Annotated in this window: 21 protein-coding genes; 12 read left to right on the top strand and 9 right to left on the bottom strand. The window is 44.2% G+C overall.

Annotation, left to right across the window (positions count from 1 at the left end; genetic code table 11):
• Positions 1-31: 31 nt before the first annotated feature.
• Complete coding sequence (rraB, locus tag R8O70_RS18245) at positions 32-445, bottom strand: ribonuclease E inhibitor RraB (RefSeq protein WP_005381081.1); 414 nt, start codon at positions 443-445, stop codon at positions 32-34.
• A gap of 583 nt (positions 446-1,028) precedes the next feature.
• Between rraB and arcA the strand changes: the two genes are divergently transcribed.
• The 6 genes from arcA (at position 1,029) to R8O70_RS18215 (ending at position 5,618) form a co-directional block, all read left to right on the top strand.
• Complete coding sequence (gene arcA, locus R8O70_RS18240) at positions 1,029-2,249, top strand: arginine deiminase (protein ID WP_005381082.1); 1,221 nt, start codon at positions 1,029-1,031, stop codon at positions 2,247-2,249.
• 156 nt (positions 2,250-2,405) lie between these two features.
• On the top strand, positions 2,406-3,410 hold the full coding sequence (locus tag R8O70_RS18235; protein ID WP_053303448.1) for an ornithine carbamoyltransferase: 1,005 nt from the start codon (positions 2,406-2,408) through the stop codon (positions 3,408-3,410).
• A 99-nt stretch (positions 3,411-3,509) separates the two neighbouring features.
• A complete protein-coding gene (locus tag R8O70_RS18230) occupies positions 3,510-3,605 on the top strand; it encodes a hypothetical protein (RefSeq protein WP_005381084.1) in 96 nt (31 codons plus the stop codon).
• Between the two features lie 86 nt (positions 3,606-3,691).
• The gene (gene pyrB, locus R8O70_RS18225) at positions 3,692-4,621 is read left to right on the top strand and encodes an aspartate carbamoyltransferase (RefSeq protein ID WP_005381085.1); all 930 of its coding nucleotides are present in this window, start codon (positions 3,692-3,694) and stop codon (positions 4,619-4,621) included.
• Between the two features lie 15 nt (positions 4,622-4,636).
• Positions 4,637-5,098, top strand: a complete 462-nt coding sequence (pyrI, locus tag R8O70_RS18220; protein ID WP_005381086.1) for an aspartate carbamoyltransferase regulatory subunit — start codon at positions 4,637-4,639, stop codon at positions 5,096-5,098.
• A 130-nt stretch (positions 5,099-5,228) separates the two neighbouring features.
• Positions 5,229-5,618 carry a RidA family protein gene (locus R8O70_RS18215; protein ID WP_258625498.1) on the top strand — a complete coding sequence of 130 codons (390 nt, stop codon included), beginning with the start codon at positions 5,229-5,231 and terminating at the stop codon, positions 5,616-5,618.
• A gap of 85 nt (positions 5,619-5,703) precedes the next feature.
• On the opposite strand, the gene R8O70_RS18210 is transcribed toward R8O70_RS18215, so the two are convergent.
• From R8O70_RS18210 to mlaF, 8 genes are all read right to left on the bottom strand, one after another.
• Positions 5,704-6,429: a 1-acylglycerol-3-phosphate O-acyltransferase gene (locus R8O70_RS18210; RefSeq protein WP_005381088.1), complete on the bottom strand. Its 726-nt coding sequence runs from the start codon at positions 6,427-6,429 to the stop codon at positions 5,704-5,706.
• Positions 6,430-6,584: 155 nt separating this feature from the next.
• A complete protein-coding gene (murA, locus tag R8O70_RS18205) occupies positions 6,585-7,841 on the bottom strand; it encodes a UDP-N-acetylglucosamine 1-carboxyvinyltransferase (protein ID WP_005388419.1) in 1,257 nt (418 codons plus the stop codon).
• Positions 7,842-7,850: 9 nt separating this feature from the next.
• The gene (gene ibaG / locus R8O70_RS18200) at positions 7,851-8,105 is read right to left on the bottom strand and encodes a BolA family iron metabolism protein IbaG (protein ID WP_005381092.1); all 255 of its coding nucleotides are present in this window, start codon (positions 8,103-8,105) and stop codon (positions 7,851-7,853) included.
• Between the two features lie 3 nt (positions 8,106-8,108).
• Entirely contained in the window at positions 8,109-8,429 is a 321-nt protein-coding gene (locus tag R8O70_RS18195) for a lipid asymmetry maintenance protein MlaB (RefSeq protein ID WP_258625497.1), read from the bottom strand.
• Positions 8,429-9,067, bottom strand: a complete 639-nt coding sequence (gene mlaC, locus R8O70_RS18190; protein ID WP_005381098.1) for a phospholipid-binding protein MlaC — start codon at positions 9,065-9,067, stop codon at positions 8,429-8,431. The genes R8O70_RS18195 and mlaC overlap by 1 nt, the downstream gene beginning before the upstream one ends.
• A gap of 2 nt (positions 9,068-9,069) precedes the next feature.
• Positions 9,070-9,558 (bottom strand): outer membrane lipid asymmetry maintenance protein MlaD, encoded by a 489-nt coding sequence (gene mlaD, locus R8O70_RS18185; RefSeq protein WP_258625495.1) that lies wholly within the window; start codon positions 9,556-9,558, stop codon positions 9,070-9,072.
• Between the two features lie 2 nt (positions 9,559-9,560).
• Positions 9,561-10,352, bottom strand: a complete 792-nt coding sequence (mlaE, locus tag R8O70_RS18180) for a lipid asymmetry maintenance ABC transporter permease subunit MlaE (RefSeq protein ID WP_005381100.1) — start codon at positions 10,350-10,352, stop codon at positions 9,561-9,563.
• Positions 10,342-11,145: a phospholipid ABC transporter ATP-binding protein MlaF gene (mlaF, locus tag R8O70_RS18175; protein ID WP_005388422.1), complete on the bottom strand. Its 804-nt coding sequence runs from the start codon at positions 11,143-11,145 to the stop codon at positions 10,342-10,344. Before mlaF ends, mlaE begins: the two co-directional genes overlap by 11 nt.
• A 374-nt stretch (positions 11,146-11,519) precedes the next feature.
• On the opposite strand from mlaF, the gene R8O70_RS18170 reads away from it, so the two are divergent.
• The 6 genes from R8O70_RS18170 to R8O70_RS18145 all read left to right on the top strand — a co-directional run bounded on the left by R8O70_RS18170 (position 11,520) and on the right by R8O70_RS18145 (position 16,858).
• A complete protein-coding gene (locus R8O70_RS18170) occupies positions 11,520-12,485 on the top strand; it encodes a calcium/sodium antiporter (protein ID WP_005381102.1) in 966 nt (321 codons plus the stop codon).
• A gap of 29 nt (positions 12,486-12,514) precedes the next feature.
• Positions 12,515-13,486, top strand: a complete 972-nt coding sequence (gene kdsD / locus R8O70_RS18165; RefSeq protein WP_005381104.1) for an arabinose-5-phosphate isomerase KdsD — start codon at positions 12,515-12,517, stop codon at positions 13,484-13,486.
• An 86-nt stretch (positions 13,487-13,572) separates the two neighbouring features.
• Positions 13,573-14,136: an LPS export ABC transporter periplasmic protein LptC gene (gene lptC / locus R8O70_RS18160; protein WP_005381106.1), complete on the top strand. Its 564-nt coding sequence runs from the start codon at positions 13,573-13,575 to the stop codon at positions 14,134-14,136.
• Entirely contained in the window at positions 14,117-14,611 is a 495-nt protein-coding gene (gene lptA / locus R8O70_RS18155; protein WP_258625493.1) for a lipopolysaccharide transport periplasmic protein LptA, read from the top strand. The genes lptC and lptA overlap by 20 nt, the downstream gene beginning before the upstream one ends.
• Before the next feature lies 1 nt (position 14,612).
• On the top strand, positions 14,613-15,338 hold the full coding sequence (gene lptB / locus R8O70_RS18150) for an LPS export ABC transporter ATP-binding protein (RefSeq protein WP_005381111.1): 726 nt from the start codon (positions 14,613-14,615) through the stop codon (positions 15,336-15,338).
• A 50-nt stretch (positions 15,339-15,388) separates the two neighbouring features.
• Positions 15,389-16,858, top strand: a complete 1,470-nt coding sequence (locus R8O70_RS18145) for an RNA polymerase factor sigma-54 (RefSeq protein ID WP_005381112.1) — start codon at positions 15,389-15,391, stop codon at positions 16,856-16,858.
• Positions 16,859-16,875 lie beyond the last annotated feature (17 nt).

Raw genomic sequence — 16,875 nt, 5'->3', positions numbered from 1 at the left:
CGCTGGTTTTTCCAAAAGTAGTGAGCTTTGATTACTCGTCGTCTTCATCTTCTTCAGGGTAAAGCGCATCTTCGCCTTCGTAGTACGTACCCCAACCGTCATAGATGATGTCGTATTTTTCTGCCAAGTGAATCAATTTTTCAACTTGCGCATCAATCGCTTCTGCATCTAGTGCGGACTCCATAGTCGCATCACAGCAAAGCAACTTGTTACCATCTTCATCTTCAGTTTCTTCTGCTTCAAGAACTTCAAAGCCCATCTTGAATGCTTCAACTACCGCTTTTTCTAGCGTGTCAAAATCTTCTGCAAACAGGTGGTGCTCAATTTCGTATAGCGAATCTGGATCGCTGCCATCTTCTAGCAATGCTGCAATGATATCGCGAGTCTCTTCCTTTTGAATCTCAATTAATTCTTCTACTGATAGATATTCATCTTCGTGAGACATGTTTTGGCTCCAGATTAGTTACTTGATGGAAACACAATACCCGATACTGAGTATGCTGATCCGGTGAAATATGGCATGGATTGCGATGAAAAGCCACAAACAAACATCATACCACTGCGATTCTTATCGGTTATTTGAATCTAAATATTAAACCGACCACACAAAGAAACAAAAAATTAACAAAGAATGGCATTTTTTAATATTCAGAACATCCTAATTGACACTTAATGTGGTTATTTTCTCTTTCTATGCGTGTTTATGATGCTTTCTTGAATACACTCACGTGTAAAACGAAGAAGCATAACGAATAAATTCACTTTAATAATGCATAATTTAGAATAAAAATGCAGGTTTTATGCACTGTGCGTGTATTCTTTCTCAACGGGAAAATTAGAATAAAAACGCACGCACTCTAATTTTAGCAAAATAGCATTTATATCTAATAATAAATTTAATAAGAATCAAAATAAAAATAAAAAACTCACAAAACCAGAAATACCAGAATATAAACAAAGCTTGATAACTTGCATCTTTCTAGGAAGCTTGTCATAACTAATGGCTGGAAAATTTGTAAGGATACAAAATGAGCAAGCTGTACGTTGGATCAGAAGTTGGTCAACTTCGACGAGTTCTATTAAATCGCCCTGAACGCGCCCTAACCCACTTAACTCCGTCAAACTGTCATGAGTTGCTATTTGATGACGTTCTTGCTGTAGAAGCGGCAGGTGAAGAGCACGATGCATTCGCACGTACGCTGCGCGAGCAAGACGTTGAAGTGCTTCTCCTCCACGATTTACTGGTCGAAACCCTCGCTGTTCCAGAAGCAAAACAATGGCTGCTGAACACTCAGATTTCTGACTTTCGTTACGGGCCAACCTTTGCGCGAGACCTACGCCAATACTTTTCAGAAATGGATGATGAACACCTTGCCTGCATCTTTTTAGGTGGCTTAGCTTACTCAGAGCTACCGATCTCCTCATCTTCTATGCTGCCAAAAATGAAGCGTCCTCTCGACTTTGTTATTGAGCCACTGCCTAATCACCTCTTTACTCGTGATACCTCATGCTGGGTTTATGGCGGCGTTTCTCTTAACCCGATGATGATGCCTGCACGCCAACGTGAAACAAACCACTTACGTGCGATTTATCGTTGGCACCCAATTTTTGCTGGCCAAGATTTTATCAAATACTTCGGTGACGATGATCTGCATTATGATAATGCGAATGTCGAAGGCGGTGATGTGTTGGTTATTGGTAAAGGTGCAGTTCTTATCGGTATGTCTGAGCGTACGACTGCACAAGGTGTAGAGAACCTTGCAGCAAGCCTATTTAAAGCAGGCCAAGCGACCGAAGTGATTGCAATTGATCTGCCTAAACACCGCTCATGTATGCATTTAGACACCGTGATGACCCATATGGATGTAGATACTTTCTCTGTCTACCCTGAGATCATGCGCAAAGATCTCGACACATGGCGCTTAACACCAAAAGGCAACGGTGAAATGCATGTTGAAGCCTCACATAACTATCTGCACGCGATTGAGTCCGCTCTTGGCTTAGATCAGCTGAAAATCATCACCACTGGTGGCGACAGCTATGAAGCGGAACGCGAACAATGGAATGACGCCAATAACGTTCTAACTGTAAAACCGGGCGTAGTAATTGGTTACGAACGCAACGTATACACCAACGAAAAATACGATAAAGCTGGCATCAAAGTACTGACAGTACCTGGTAACGAGCTTGGTCGTGGTCGCGGTGGCGCTCGCTGTATGAGCTGTCCAATAGAACGAGACGATATATAACTTACTCGTCCCTTTACATTAGGTGAATCAAAACTAAGGTTGATGTGAATACATCAACCTTTTTTAGCTTTAATTAAAAATAATTATTCACAATAAAAGCATTTATATGTTTTAATGAATTCTATTAATCTAATCACATGTACTAAGGGACGAGCTATGGCTTTCAATTTACGTAACCGCAACTTTTTGAAGCTATTGGACTTCTCAACCAAAGAAATCCAGTTTTTGCTCGAACTGTCTGCAGAGCTGAAAAAAGCTAAATATGCAGGAACAGAGCAGAAGACACTTCAAGGTAAAAACATCGCACTAATCTTTGAGAAATCTTCGACTCGTACCCGATGTGCGTTTGAAGTCGCTGCCTTTGACCAAGGTGCTCAAGTCTCTTACATCGGCCCTTCTGGCTCGCAGATCGGTCATAAGGAATCGATGAAAGACACCGCTCGCGTCCTTGGTCGTATGTATGACGGGATTGAATACCGAGGCTTTGGCCAATCCATTGTTGAAGAGCTTGGTACTTATGCTGGTGTTCCAGTGTGGAATGGTTTAACGGATGAGTTCCACCCAACCCAGATCCTTGCTGACTTCCTGACCATGCAAGAGCACGGCCGTGGTAAACAGCTACATGAAGTAACCTTCGCTTACCTAGGTGATGCGCGCAACAACATGGGTAACTCACTTATGGTGGGCGCAGCGAAAATGGGCATGGATATTCGCCTTGTCGCGCCAAAAGCGTTCTGGCCTGAAGAAGATCTCGTGGCAACTTGTCAAACTATCGCGCAACAAACCGGTGCAAAAATCACGTTAACAGAAAGCGTTGAGGAAGGTGTGAAAGGTTGTGACTTCCTATACACCGACGTTTGGGTGTCTATGGGTGAGTCTGCCGAGGCATGGGATGAACGTGTAGCGTTAATGACACCTTATCAAATCAATATGGACGTGATTAAGCAAACGGGTAATCCACATGTGAAATTCATGCACTGCCTTCCAGCTTTCCACAATGATGAAACCACCGTCGGCAAAGAAGTCGCTGAAAAATACGGTATGAAAGGCCTTGAAGTAACAGAAGAGGTATTTGAATCGGAATACTCCATCGTATTCGACGAAGCTGAAAACCGTATGCATACCATCAAAGCCGTGATGGTTGCGACGCTAGGAAGCTAAACCAGCGCGCAAAAACAGCCGATAAAAACCATGATGTAATCGCTTGCGCTCACGAAAGTTAAGCGTATAATGCTCGGCAATTTGTCTGAGGATTAAGAAATGACCACGCTGATTGCTGACGTAAAAACGCGATTTGCTCTCGCTAAGCGACTACGCTTACGTGGTGTTATTTTCGTTAATTCTATTGAATTTTAAAACCTCCCCATTGGGGAGGTTTTTTTATGTCCAAAATTCCTTTCGGTTATTTGGATGTAGTCATCAATGTTATAGGGAAGAAGATCATGGCGAACTCGCTTTACCAGAAGCACATCATCTCTATTCCAGAGCTTTCACGCGAAGAACTGGAACTTATCGTAGAAACAGCAGGTAGCCTTAAAAAAGCACCTCGACCAGAACTGATTAAAAACAAAGTCGTTGCAAGTTGTTTCTTTGAACCATCAACACGTACACGTTTATCGTTTGAAACAGCGATTCAGCGCATTGGTGGTGACGTGATTGGCTTTGATAATGATGGTAATACCTCTCTGGCGAAAAAAGGCGAAACACTCGCAGATTCAGTACAAGTCATCTCTTCTTACGTCGATGCCTTTGTGATGCGTCATCCACAAGAAGGCGCCGCTCGCTTGGCCTCTGAATTTTCAAATGGCGTGCCAGTGATCAACGCGGGCGACGGTGCAAACCAACACCCAACTCAAACGCTACTCGACCTATACACCATCGCGGAAACACAAGGGCGTCTAGACAACCTGAACGTCGCATTCGTAGGTGACCTAAAATATGGCCGCACAGTGCACTCACTGACTCAAGCCTTAGCAAAGTTTAACAACATCCGCTTCTTCTTTGTTGCACCAGATGCGCTGGCAATGCCAGATTACATCTGCGAAGAACTAGACGAAGCTGGCATTCAATATAGCCTACACACAGACATGGAAAGTGTGATTCCTGAACTGGATATTCTGTACATGACACGCGTACAGAAAGAACGCTTTGACGAATCGGAATACGCTCATATTAAGTCGGCTTACATCCTAACGGCGGCACTACTAGAAGGCGCGCGTGAGAACTTGAAAGTACTGCACCCACTACCACGTGTGGATGAAATCACAACTGATGTTGATAAAACGCCTCATGCTTACTTCTTCCAGCAAGCTCAAAATGGCGTGTATGCTCGCCAAGCACTGCTGGCGCTTGTTCTAAACGAAACACTGTAATCGAGGGGAAAAATCATGGCTAAAGAAACTCAATTGCAGGTAGAAGCAATCAAAAATGGTACGGTCATCGACCACATCCCTGCGCAGATCGGCATCAAAGTATTAAGACTGTTCGATATGCACAATTCATCACAACGCGTAACGATTGGACTGAACTTGCCATCATCAGCACTCGGTCATAAAGATCTACTCAAAATCGAAAATGTGTTTATCAATGAAGAGCAAGCGAGCAAGCTAGCGTTGTATGCTCCTCACGCGACCGTGAATCAAATCGAGAATTATGAAGTGGTGAAAAAGCTCGCGTTAGAGCTTCCTGAGCGCATCAATGATGTATTTGAATGCCCGAATTCAAACTGTATTTCTCATAATGAACCAGTAGAAAGCAGCTTTAGCGTGTTCGAGAAAAAACAAGAAATCCGCCTAAAGTGTAAATACTGCGAGAAAGTGTTCTCACGCGAGATCGTAACCGAGCGATAAACACGCCGCACGACTAGGCTGTGATACGTTTAAAATACCCTGCAATGTCAGGGTATTTTGCTCTTTACCTACCGAGGGTTTAGAGGCAAACTGAGAATCTTTATTCCCTACAACTGATGGAAAAAATCAAATGACGAAAGTACTTCACACTGAGTCTGCACCAGCAGCAATCGGTCCTTACGTTCAAGGCGTAGATCTAGGTAACATGGTTCTTACTTCTGGCCAAATCTCAGTAAACCCAGCGACAGGTGAAGTGTCTGCTGATATCGCAGAACAAGCTCGTCAGTCTCTAGAAAACGTAAAGGCTGTAGTTGAATCTTCAGGTCTTAAAGTATCTGATATTGTAAAGCTAACGGTTTTTGTTAAAGACCTAAATGACTTTGGCACAGTGAACGAAGTTTACGGCAAGTTCTTTGATGAGCACGGCGTAGCAAACTACCCTGCACGCTCTTGTGTAGAAGTGGCTCGCCTACCAAAAGATGTTGGCATCGAGATTGAAGCAATTGCAGTTCGCAAATAATTGCACTTGCTGACAAACATAAAAAAACGGGTAGCTCAGGCTACCCGTTTTTTATTGTCTTTTCGTGATGATATCGCAGTAAAACTTAAGCAGCGTTGCGCTGTTTGACTTCTTCATCTAACGATTCAAGCTTCTCTTTCATCTGTTCACGACAGATATTCGCTAACTCGCGAATGCCCTCTTTACCATAGCCTTCAGTGCTGATTGGAGGTAGCATTTCAACAATCACATGACCATTGTTCCAACGGTTCAGCTTAATTTTATTCGTCGAGCTACATACGATAGGAATGATTGGCACACCTGCACCAATTGCCGCATGAAAAGCACCTGTTTTGAATGGAAGCAAACCACGCCCACGAGAACGCGTGCCTTCTGGGAACATCCACACAGAAACATCACTTTCTTTCATACTGCTCACGACCTGATCGATAGTACCTTTTGCTTTAGAACGATTCGCTCGGTCAATCAGAATGTTACCCGTAAGCCAGTAAAGCTGACCAAACAGTGGCATCCAAGCCAAGCTCTTTTTACCTACTGTCACAACTTTCGGAGTCACAGCCGCAGAAACAGTAAACATGTCCCAGTTGTTCTGGTGGTTAGCAATGTAAACATGTTGGCCGCGTGAATACGCATCTTCAGGGATACGTAACTCTAACTTAATCCCAAACACACGAGACATCTTGGCAAACAAACGGCCAAAAGTGAAAACGTGCTTAGGGTTTCTAGGGCTTAATAGGCAGTAACCACAACCACCAATAAACATAACAATCGCAAAGATAGCGACAGCAAATACACGTAACAGTGCAATCATTCTTGTTCTCCAGGAACCGGCTTTTGCCAGATACAGCTATTAATATCTCTCTTTCCATAAAGGGAAAATATGGTCATGAGAGTGATATAAAAAAGCCGAAACTCAGGTTTCGGCTCTCTTGATATCCAAGTTACCTGCGGTGCAGTTTAACTTGCCTAGCTCACTCGCTCAATATTTGCGCCAAGTGCAGCCAGTTTATTTTCGATTTTGTCGTAACCACGGTCGATATGGTAAATACGATCAACGACGGTTTCGCCTTTAGCAATGCAACCTGCAATAACCAAACTAGCCGAAGCTCGTAGATCGGTTGCCATCACTTGCGCACCGCTGAGTGACTCAACATCACCACAGATAACCGTATTGCCTTCGATCTCAGCTTTAGCGCCCATACGCATGAGTTCTGGTACGTGCATAAAGCGGTTTTCAAAGATAGTCTCTGTGATCACGCCGCCACCTTTCGCCATCATGTTCAGAAGCGTAAATTGAGCTTGCATATCCGTCGGGAAACCAGGATGTGGCGCAGTACGTACACTTACCGCTTTTAGCTCGCGGTCGGTCATATCAACGGAGATCCAATCTTCACCCGTTTCGACAAGCGCGCCAGCTTCTTCCAGCTTGGCGAGAACCGCTTCAAGCAAATGAGCATTAGTGTTGCGACATACCACTTTACCGCCAGATACTGCTGCTGCGACAAGGAATGTTCCCGTCTCAATACGGTCAGCAACCACGTTGTGTTTACAACCGCCTAAGCGCTCAACACCTTCAATCGTAATGGTATCTGTGCCAGCGCCAGAGATTTTTGCGCCAAGCTTATTTAGGAAATCAGCGGTATCGACGATTTCAGGCTCACGCGCAGCGTTATCTAGTGTTGTTGTGCCTTCCGCCAGCGCTGCGGCACACATGATGGTGATCGTCGCGCCTACGCTGACTTTATCCATCACGATGTGCGCGCCTTTTAGACGACCATCCACTTCTGCTTTCACATAACCATCTTCTAATGTAATGGTTGCGCCAAGCTGCTCTAAACCAGAAATATGCAGATCCACAGGACGGGCACCGATGGCACAACCGCCTGGTAAAGAAACCTGACCTTGACCAAAGCGCGCCACCAAAGGACCTAAAGCCCAAATAGAAGCACGCATGGTTTTCACTAAATCATAAGGCGCGCAGTATTCTGTAATACTGCTTGGATCAACATGAACAGAGCCATTGCGGCTTACTTTCGCGCCTAAACGCTTAAGCAATTCCATGGTTGTGTCGATATCACGAAGGTGTGGTACGTTTGCCACTTCTACTGGCTCTTCCGCCAAGATAGACGCAAATAAAATCGGCAGTGCTGCGTTTTTTGCACCTGAAATGGTCACTTCACCAACTAGTGGTTTATCTGACCCAATAACTCGAAACTTTTCCATCAATAAACCTTAAAGCGACATCAATTTCTTATCACGAGCCCACTCTTCTGGTGTGAACGCTTTGATTGATAATGCGTGAATGTCGTTACGCTGGATGTATTCCATCAGAGGAGCATAAATTAGCTGCTGCTTCTTAACGCGGCTCATTCCATCGAAACAAGCATCAACAGCAACCACTTCATAGTGGCTACCTTCACCTTTCACATGCACTTCTTGAAGGTTTAGTGCTTCTTCTAATAACTGTTGTACTTTTGCGCTATCCACAATTTACCCCTGATAATTCTGTATGTGTTTGGCCACTAAAGATTCAACATTGCTCAGTTGAAACAAAGTGCGCAGTTGCGCCGGCACGAAACTGAGCATTATATGACAGTTTTGCTTTTTTGCATGCTCTAATAAGTGGATTAACATCACCATTCCTGCAGAGTCGACGCGCTCTATCTCTTTTAGCGAGCATTCCAGATCCGATTGAGCAGGTTGCCATTGCTGTGCATACGCCCACAATGAAGGCACTGTATCTCTATCAAGTGCCCCTGTTAGCTTAAGAATGTTTTGATCCAATTGCCACTGAGCGGGAGTCTGGGCCATTATTTCTTCGCCTCGAAGCGGATCGGTTCTGCGGCCAATTTTTCTAGGTCTTTAGCAACAGATAGAATACCTTCTTGACGAATTTTACTGTTCCATTCAGATTGTTTACTAGAAAGCAAACTAATGCCCTCTGCAATCATATCGAATGCTTCCCACTCACCAGACTGGTTGTCTTTACGCAGTTTAAACTCAAGTTTGATGTTTGGACGCGGAGTATCGATGATATCAACTTTAATGCTTGTAATACGCTTAGAGTCATCAATGCTAGGCTCAGGACCAAACTCAATTTTTTGGTCAGAGTATTGCGTCAACACTTGTGCATAAGACGCAATCAGGTACGCACGAAATGCATCGATAAACTCAAGTACATCTTCACGCTTAGCACCTTTTAAGTTTGGACCAAGAAGTTTTAACCCTGCATAGCGGTAGTTGACGTAAGGCATTAGCTCTTCTTCAACGATCACTTTAAGTAAATTTGGATCTTGTTTGATTTTCGGCTGTTCGGCTTTCAATCTTTCGAACGTGACTTCAGCTACCTGCTTCATCATCTTATAAGGTTCAGTTTTATCCACCTCTGCTGCTGTTGCTCCAAAAACGCTAAACACAGCACAAACTGAAAGTAGTAATCTCGCTAACATAGTTATTCCTTACTTGAGTCGTCTGAACCACCTACGCTGTATAGTACTTGACCAATTAAGTCTTCAAGCACAAGCGCCGATTTGGTGTCTTCGATGGTATCACCATCCACCAGCATGACTTCATCATCAAAAACGAAGCCAGGTACTAAACCAATGTATTGCTCACCAATCAGGCCAGATGTCAAAATTTGTACGCTCGACGTTTCTGGGAACTGATTGTATTTGATATTGATAGATAGTGTTACAACTGGCAATAAGTTGTCTGGGTTAAGCGAAATACTACTTACTCGACCAATCACAACGCCCCCCACTTTTACGGGAGAACGAACTTTTAAACTGCCAATATTATCGAACTCGGCTTTGAGGGTATAAGTATCACCAGAGCCAATGCTTTTTACGTCAGCAACTTGAAAAATCATCACAAGAATCGCGCAAATTCCCGCTAATACAAAGCTGCCAACCCATAATTCAGTTTTACGTGTTTGTTGCATGATTAATTCCCAAACATCAATGCGGTCAGTACAAAGTCTAATCCTAGTACTGCTAAAGAAGAATGCACAACAGTGCGCGTAGTTGCTCGGCTGATCCCTTCCGATGTTGGAATAGCATCATAACCGTTAAATAGAGCGACCCAAGTAACCGTAATTGCAAACGCAAAACATTTGATCATACTGTTACCAATGTCTTGTCCTAGCTCAACAGAGGACTGCATCGCTGACCAAAAACTACCGTGATCAACGCCTTTCCAGTCAACACCAACAAGCTGAGCGCCCCAAATTCCCACAGCCATGAAAATCATAGCCAGTAAAGGCATTGAGATAACCCCAGCCCAAAACCGTGGTGCAATCACTCGTTTCAATGGGTCTACCGCCATCATTTCAAGGCTAGACAGTTGTTCCGTTGCTTTCATTAGACCTATCTCTGCGGTTAACGCAGAACCGGCACGACCAGCAAACAAAAGTGCAGTAACAACGGGTCCTAATTCACGGAGTAACGAAAGCGCTACCATTTGCCCCAAACTGCCTTCTGCGCCGTAATCCACCAACACAACATAGCCTTGTAGACTCAAAACCATTCCAATGAACAGACCAGATACGACGATGATCGCCAGCGACTGAACACCAACAGAATAAAGTTGCTTAACAAGCAGAGGAAAGCTTCTGATCGGTTGTGGCTTAGAAAATAGCGCCCCAATCAACATGAAAGTCGCACGACCAAATGCTCCGCAAATAGAAAGCGTGCGTCGACCCAGCGAGGCGACAAAGTGAATGAAGTTATCGACCATCAAATAAGTCCTTTTCGATACTTTGAGAAGGGAAACGAAACGGTACAGGACCGTCGGCATCACCTTGTAAGAACTGCTGGACACGAGGATCAGAGTTTTGAGTCAGCTCTTCTGGCGTACCATAGGCGATGATTTTTCCATCGGCCATCAGGTATACCCAGTCAGCAATACTCATGACTTCAGGTACGTCGTGAGAAACCACAATAGAGGTCAAACCTAACGCTTGGTTTAGATTGCTAATTAGCTCAACCAAAACGCCCATAGTGATTGGGTCTTGCCCCACAAACGGCTCATCGTACATGATCAGGTCAGGATCAAGTGCGATTGCACGAGCCAAAGCAGCGCGTCTTGCCATACCACCTGAAAGCTCACTCGGCATTAATTGCGCCGCGCCGCGTAGACCGACAGCTTCGAGCTTGAGTAACACCATGGTGCGAATCAAATCTTCCGATAAATCGGTATGCTCTCTCAATGGAAAGGCGACATTATCAAAAACATTCAAATCAGTGAATAAAGCCCCTGACTGGAACAACATGCTCATTTTCTTTCGAGCATGGTAGAGTTTTTTACGCGAGAGAGAGGGAATATTGTCGCCATCAAACCAGATCTCTCCTTGCTCGGGATACAACTGACCACCAATCAAACGCAGCAGTGTTGTTTTACCAATTCCCGATGGTCCCATAATGGCCGTCACTTTGCCCTCAGGAACATGCAGATCAATATCATCAAAGATCATGCGTTCTCCCCGTGAAAAAGTGAGGTTGTTCACGGTGACTAAATCGTTGTTCGACATATCATCTCTTCTACTGTAGGAGCGTTGCAACTCACGGAATCATCAAGCAGATACTAATCGGAGTTGAATTCTACGTTTAATAAAGTAACGTCGGTACATTTATTAGGCTGCAATCATAAGCACATTGGCGTTGAATTTAAAGCACTGTTCAATTAAATAAAGTCGACTATATCCCTGCAATTTCTCATGGTTTATGACCTAATTAGCACGAAGTGTTTAAATCCTAGACCAGAATTGCTCATTTAAATGAGTGAGATTTACATACATTTTCGTTACTAACCTTTAATTTATTCTTCGTTTATCTTCCATTTTAGGCCGCAAAAGGTCAAAATTAGCGGTTATTCATTTTACTTATTTAATACTTAGGAATTCTCATGCTCGAAGCCGTTGCGTTGCTTATAGTCGGTCTTGTTTTGCTTGTTTGGAGTGCAGATAAACTTGTTTTTGGCTCTGCAGCGATAGCCCGCAACGTCGGTATTTCCCCGCTTGTCATCGGCATGACAATCCTTGCGATGGGCTCATCCGCCCCTGAGATGATGGTATCTGCAACCGCTGCTTGGGATGGCAAAACAGATACAGCGGTGGGTAACGTATTAGGCTCCAACATAGCGAACATTGCGTTAATCCTAGGTATTACAGCGCTGATCAAGCCTTTGTCGATTAGCTCCGCCGTCATCCGCCGAGAACTTCCACTCATGATAGCCGTAACCGTACTCGCTGGTATTCTGCTTTGGAATAGCCATCTCGGTTTTTATGAGGGTGTCTTATTGTTTGTACTCTTTGGGGCATTTTTATTTGCTATGTTGCAAATCAGCCGCAAAGAGCAAAAATCAGGTGATGTTTTTCTTGATGACCAAGAGTCAGAGATCCCAGAAGGCGTCAGTAACCCTAAAGCAATCATGTGGGTGGTTATTGGCTTGATACTGCTTCCTTTGGCAGCCAGCATGCTGGTTGATAACGCGGTAATTATTGCTAAACACTTTGGTATGAGCGACCTTGTTATCGGTCTAACTATTATCGCCATTGGCACTAGCCTGCCAGAACTAGCCGCATCACTTGCGGGAGTTTTAAAGGGTGAAGACGACATGGCTGTCGGTAACATTATCGGTTCGAATGTGTTTAACATTCTGGCGGTAATGGGGATTCCTGGCATCATTAATCCATCGGTGCTCAGTGAGTACGCGATGGGACGTGACTTCTGGGTCATGTTAGGCGTTTCATTGTTACTTGTCGCGATGTGTTTGGGTAAATCACGCAGTATTAACCGTATTGAAGGTGCCATCTTGTTTGTGTGCTTCTTAGGTTACCAAGTGTACTTATTCGCAAACATGACCGCTTAATTACCACGATCAATAAGTAGAGATCTGATATGTCCAATCAATTTGATTTTCGCGCTGCTGCTAAACAAGTTCTTGATATCGAAGTTGCTGCTCTGCAAGAGCTAGATACCTACTTTGATGATCAATTTGAAAAAGCGTGTGAACTTATCCTTTCCAACAACGGCAAAGTTGTCGTTATGGGTATTGGCAAGTCAGGCCATATTGGTAACAAGATTGCCGCCACTCTGGCAAGCACTGGGACTTCGGCGTTTTTCGTTCATCCAGGCGAAGCCGCACATGGTGACTTGGGTATGATTAGCCCTGGTGACATTGTGCTGGCAATTTCTAACTCTGGTGAATCAAACGAAATTCTGTCTCTATTTCCAGTATTAAAGCGCCTGAATATTAAGATCATCAGCATGACAGGTAAGCCAGAATCAAATATGGCCAAGCTGTCTGACTTACACCTGCAAATTACGGTACCTCAAGAAGCTTGTCCGTTAGGCCTGGCGCCAACTAGCAGTACGACTGCCACATTAGTGATGGGAGATGCATTAGCCGTAGCTCTGCTTCAAGCTCGTGGTTTTTCTGCCGAAGATTTTGCCCTATCTCACCCAGGTGGTGCACTGGGGAGAAAACTGCTACTTAAGTTGTCTGATATTATGCACTTTGGAGAAGCGTTACCTAAAGTTTCTCCTGACGCATTAATTCGCGATGCCCTGCTTGAAATTTCAGAAAAGGGGTTAGGCATGACAGCCATCGTCGATGAGCACGATGCTATGCTTGGTATATTCACCGATGGTGATTTACGTCGTACCTTAGACAAGCGTATCGATATTCATACGACGGCAATTGGCGAGGTCATGACGACAAACCCAACCACAGCACACCCTGATATGCTGGCGGTTGAAGGTTTGAACTTGATGCAGAATAAAAACATTAACGCTCTGATTTTATGTAAAGACGAAAAAATTGTGGGTGCACTGAACATGCACGATTTACTAAAAGCTGGCGTGATGTAATATCAGCACAAACATTTAAATCATTTATTAGACGAATAAAGGCAATGGTCAGGGAAGTACTGAGCTAAACGATAGGCCTTCATTATATGAGTTTTACTCGCCTTATTTATTTGCTCTTGATCTTCGTTGTAGCGTGGTGCGGTTATTACCTACTAACCCCTAAAGGCAACGACGCAATTCAAGTAGCACCAGATTCTGAACTGCCCATGTTCAGTGGTTCTGGATTAGAAAACATCACCTACGGTGAAGATGGTGTCCGCAGTTACATCATTCGCTCCACTAACTTAGACCATTATGCTAAGAGTGGAGATACTATTTTTAATAACCCGACTTTGATGGTTTACCGTGAAGGTAGCGTCATTGAATGGAAGGTGACTGCCACAAGAGCAGTGTTAGATGAAGACCAAGTTTTGACTTTATATGACAAAGTCTTAATGCAAAATCTTCTGCCTGGTGCGAGTTTTGATACCATGGCAACAGACAAATTGGTCATTAATCTAACCAATCGTGATTTTAAAGCTGACCAACAAGTGATGTTGGTTGGACCACAATTTGAAACTACTGGAGGCGCAATGCAAGGCAACTTAAAACAGCATACTGCGACTCTGACAGATGAAGTTCAAGGTCGATATGAAACCGTTACACCTTAGCCTACTGGCACTGGTATTGGCGGCGCCTCAAGCGCTGGCACTCAAGTCGGATACTCAACAGCCGGTTTACATAAACTCTGACACCCAACAGGTGGACATGAAGAGTAACCAGGTTGTTTTTGAAGGCGATGTATCTCTTAAGCAAGGGAGCATCAATATCGATGCTGATAGAATCGTGGTAACTCGCGATCCTAAAACCGAAGCAATTAAACAGATTCAAGCATTTGGTAAACCTGCGAAGTTTTCTCAGCTGATGGACGATGGTAAAACACTTAGCGGTCAAGCTACGGAGTTGGATTACCGTATTCCTACAGACGAACTGACCATGAAAGGTCAAGCGCAGCTGGCGCAAGACAACAACACCATTAAAGGTTCTTCGATTCGTTACCAAATTGGTAAACAAAAGCTAGTCGCAGATAGCTCTAAGGAAGAGCGCGTTACGACCATTTTACAACCCAATCAGATAGAGAACTAATATGGCAGTACTGAGTGCGAAAAACTTGGCGAAAAGCTACAAAAAACGCAAAGTCGTCACTGATGTTAGCTTAGAAGTTGAATCTGGTCAGATTGTTGGGCTGCTCGGTCCAAACGGTGCGGGTAAAACCACCTCGTTTTACATGATTGTCGGCTTAGTACCTCGCGATGAAGGCACCATTACCATTGACGACAATGACATCAGTATTTTGCCGATGCATAGCCGTTCACGACTTGGCATTGGCTATCTTCCGCAAGAAGCGTCGATTTTCCGTAAGCTTTCAGTAGAAGATAACATCATGGCCGTACTTGAAACTCGTCAAGAAATGACGAGGGAAGAGCGCCAAGATAAACTGGAAGATTTGTTGGAAGAATTCCACATCCAGCACATCAGAACCAGTGCTGGTATGGCACTATCAGGGGGTGAGCGACGCAGGGTGGAAATCGCTCGAGCTTTAGCGGCCAACCCTCAGTTCATTTTATTGGATGAACCTTTCGCTGGTGTTGACCCAATTTCGGTTAATGACATCAAGAAAATCATTGAGCATCTGCGCGATCGTGGTCTCGGAGTGTTAATCACTGACCATAATGTACGTGAAACACTGGACGTATGTGAAAAAGCCTATATCGTGAGCCAAGGGCACCTAATTGCATCGGGAACTCCGGCAGAAGTTCTCAATAATGAACAGGTGAAACAAGTTTATCTCGGCGAACAATTCCGTCTATGATTATATTAGGAACGGTAAGATTCTGAGCATTACAAGGTAAGTAACACTGAATGAAACCTTCATTACAACTCAAGCTAGGTCAGCAGTTAGCCATGACGCCACAGTTGCAGCAAGCGATTCGCTTATTGCAATTGTCGACACTCGATCTTCAACAAGAAATCCAAGAAGCGTTGGACTCCAACCCATTATTGGAAGTTGAAGAAGGCCAAGACGAGCCTCTAGCAAACGGTGAAGATAAGTCAGCGGTCGAGGCTGCTGATAGCAACAGTGCTAGCGAACCAACAGAAATTGACGTTCCAGATAGCTCCGATGTGATAGAGAAATCAGAAATTAGCTCTGAACTTGAAATCGACACGACTTGGGATGACGTCTACAGCGCGAATACTGGTAGCACTGGCTTAGCTCTTGATGATGATATGCCCGTCTACCAGGGCGAAACCACTGAATCATTACATGATTACCTCATGTGGCAGCTTGACCTAACACCATTCAGTGAAACCGACCGCACGATTGCATTAGCGATTATTGACGCTGTTGACGACTACGGCTATTTAACTTTGTCACCTGAAGAGATTCATGAGAGCTTCGATAATGAAGAGATAGAGTTAGACGAAGTAGAAGCTGTTCGTAAACGCATTCAACAATTCGATCCTCTTGGCGTTGCATCGCGTAACTTACAAGAATGTTTGTTACTGCAACTGACGACCTTCCCAGAAGACACGCCGTGGCTTGCTGAAGCCAAAATGATACTTGCGGATCATATTGATCACCTAGGCAACCGAGACTACAAGCTCGTCATCAAAGAGACTAAGCTGAAAGAAGCCGATCTTCGTGAAGTCTTAAAGCTTATCCAACAGTTAGATCCTCGTCCAGGTAGTCGCATCACTCCTGATGATACCGAGTACGTAATTCCAGACGTATCCGTTTTTAAAGACAATGGCAAATGGACCGTTTCTATAAACCCGGATAGCGTGCCAAAATTAAAAGTAAATCAACAATATGCTCAATTAGGCAAAGGTAATAGCGCGGATAGCCAGTACATCCGCAGCAATTTGCAAGAGGCAAAATGGTTAATTAAGAGCTTAGAGAGTAGAAACGAGACGCTACTCAAAGTTGCAAGATGTATTGTTGAACATCAACAAGATTTCTTCGAGTATGGTGAGGAAGCCATGAAGCCAATGGTACTCAATGATGTCGCTTTGGCTGTGGACATGCATGAATCCACGATTTCTCGTGTAACAACGCAAAAGTTTATGCATACACCACGTGGTATTTTTGAATTGAAGTACTTCTTCTCTAGCCATGTTAGTACTGACAACGGCGGAGAATGTTCGTCAACAGCAATTCGTGCACTCATTAAAAAACTGGTCGCAGCAGAGAATACTGCCAAACCACTGAGTGATAGCAAGATTGCTGCTCTTCTGGCTGACCAAGGGATTCAGGTCGCAAGACGTACGATAGCCAAATATCGCGAATCCTTGGGAATTGCCCCTTCAAGTCAGCGTAAACGCCTATTATAAGGCACTAACTGAAAAGG

It is taken from the genome of Vibrio sp. 779(2023) (genome assembly GCF_033344285.1).
GTDB classification, from domain to species: Bacteria; Pseudomonadota; Gammaproteobacteria; order Enterobacterales; family Vibrionaceae; genus Vibrio; species Vibrio alginolyticus.
This window is presented reverse-complemented; position numbering and strand designations above follow the sequence as displayed.

Bases quoted from the DNA above. Each gene is read 5' to 3' on its own strand.
- lptC (WP_005381106.1), top strand. From the start codon at position 13,573: ATGAGTTTTACTCGCCTTATTTATTTGCTCTTGATCTTCGTTGTAGCG.
- R8O70_RS18145 (WP_005381112.1), top strand. From the start codon at position 15,389: ATGAAACCTTCATTACAACTCAAGCTAGGTCAGCAGTTAGCCATGACG.
- arcA (WP_005381082.1), top strand. From the start codon at position 1,029: ATGAGCAAGCTGTACGTTGGATCAGAAGTTGGTCAACTTCGACGAGTT.
- mlaD (WP_258625495.1), bottom strand. From the start codon at position 9,558: ATGCAACAAACACGTAAAACTGAATTATGGGTTGGCAGCTTTGTATTA.
- R8O70_RS18195 (WP_258625497.1), bottom strand. From the start codon at position 8,429: ATGGCCCAGACTCCCGCTCAGTGGCAATTGGATCAAAACATTCTTAAG.
- kdsD (WP_005381104.1), top strand. From the start codon at position 12,515: ATGTCCAATCAATTTGATTTTCGCGCTGCTGCTAAACAAGTTCTTGAT.
- mlaE (WP_005381100.1), bottom strand. From the start codon at position 10,352: ATGGTCGATAACTTCATTCACTTTGTCGCCTCGCTGGGTCGACGCACG.
- R8O70_RS18235 (WP_053303448.1), top strand. From the start codon at position 2,406: ATGGCTTTCAATTTACGTAACCGCAACTTTTTGAAGCTATTGGACTTC.
- mlaF (WP_005388422.1), bottom strand. From the start codon at position 11,145: ATGTCGAACAACGATTTAGTCACCGTGAACAACCTCACTTTTTCACGG.
- R8O70_RS18210 (WP_005381088.1), bottom strand. From the start codon at position 6,429: ATGATTGCACTGTTACGTGTATTTGCTGTCGCTATCTTTGCGATTGTT.
- R8O70_RS18170 (WP_005381102.1), top strand. From the start codon at position 11,520: ATGCTCGAAGCCGTTGCGTTGCTTATAGTCGGTCTTGTTTTGCTTGTT.
- lptB (WP_005381111.1), top strand. From the start codon at position 14,613: ATGGCAGTACTGAGTGCGAAAAACTTGGCGAAAAGCTACAAAAAACGC.
- R8O70_RS18215 (WP_258625498.1), top strand. From the start codon at position 5,229: ATGACGAAAGTACTTCACACTGAGTCTGCACCAGCAGCAATCGGTCCT.
- R8O70_RS18230 (WP_005381084.1), top strand. From the start codon at position 3,510: ATGACCACGCTGATTGCTGACGTAAAAACGCGATTTGCTCTCGCTAAG.
- murA (WP_005388419.1), bottom strand. From the start codon at position 7,841: ATGGAAAAGTTTCGAGTTATTGGGTCAGATAAACCACTAGTTGGTGAA.
- lptA (WP_258625493.1), top strand. From the start codon at position 14,117: ATGAAACCGTTACACCTTAGCCTACTGGCACTGGTATTGGCGGCGCCT.
- pyrB (WP_005381085.1), top strand. From the start codon at position 3,692: ATGGCGAACTCGCTTTACCAGAAGCACATCATCTCTATTCCAGAGCTT.
- pyrI (WP_005381086.1), top strand. From the start codon at position 4,637: ATGGCTAAAGAAACTCAATTGCAGGTAGAAGCAATCAAAAATGGTACG.
- mlaC (WP_005381098.1), bottom strand. From the start codon at position 9,067: ATGTTAGCGAGATTACTACTTTCAGTTTGTGCTGTGTTTAGCGTTTTT.
- rraB (WP_005381081.1), bottom strand. From the start codon at position 445: ATGTCTCACGAAGATGAATATCTATCAGTAGAAGAATTAATTGAGATT.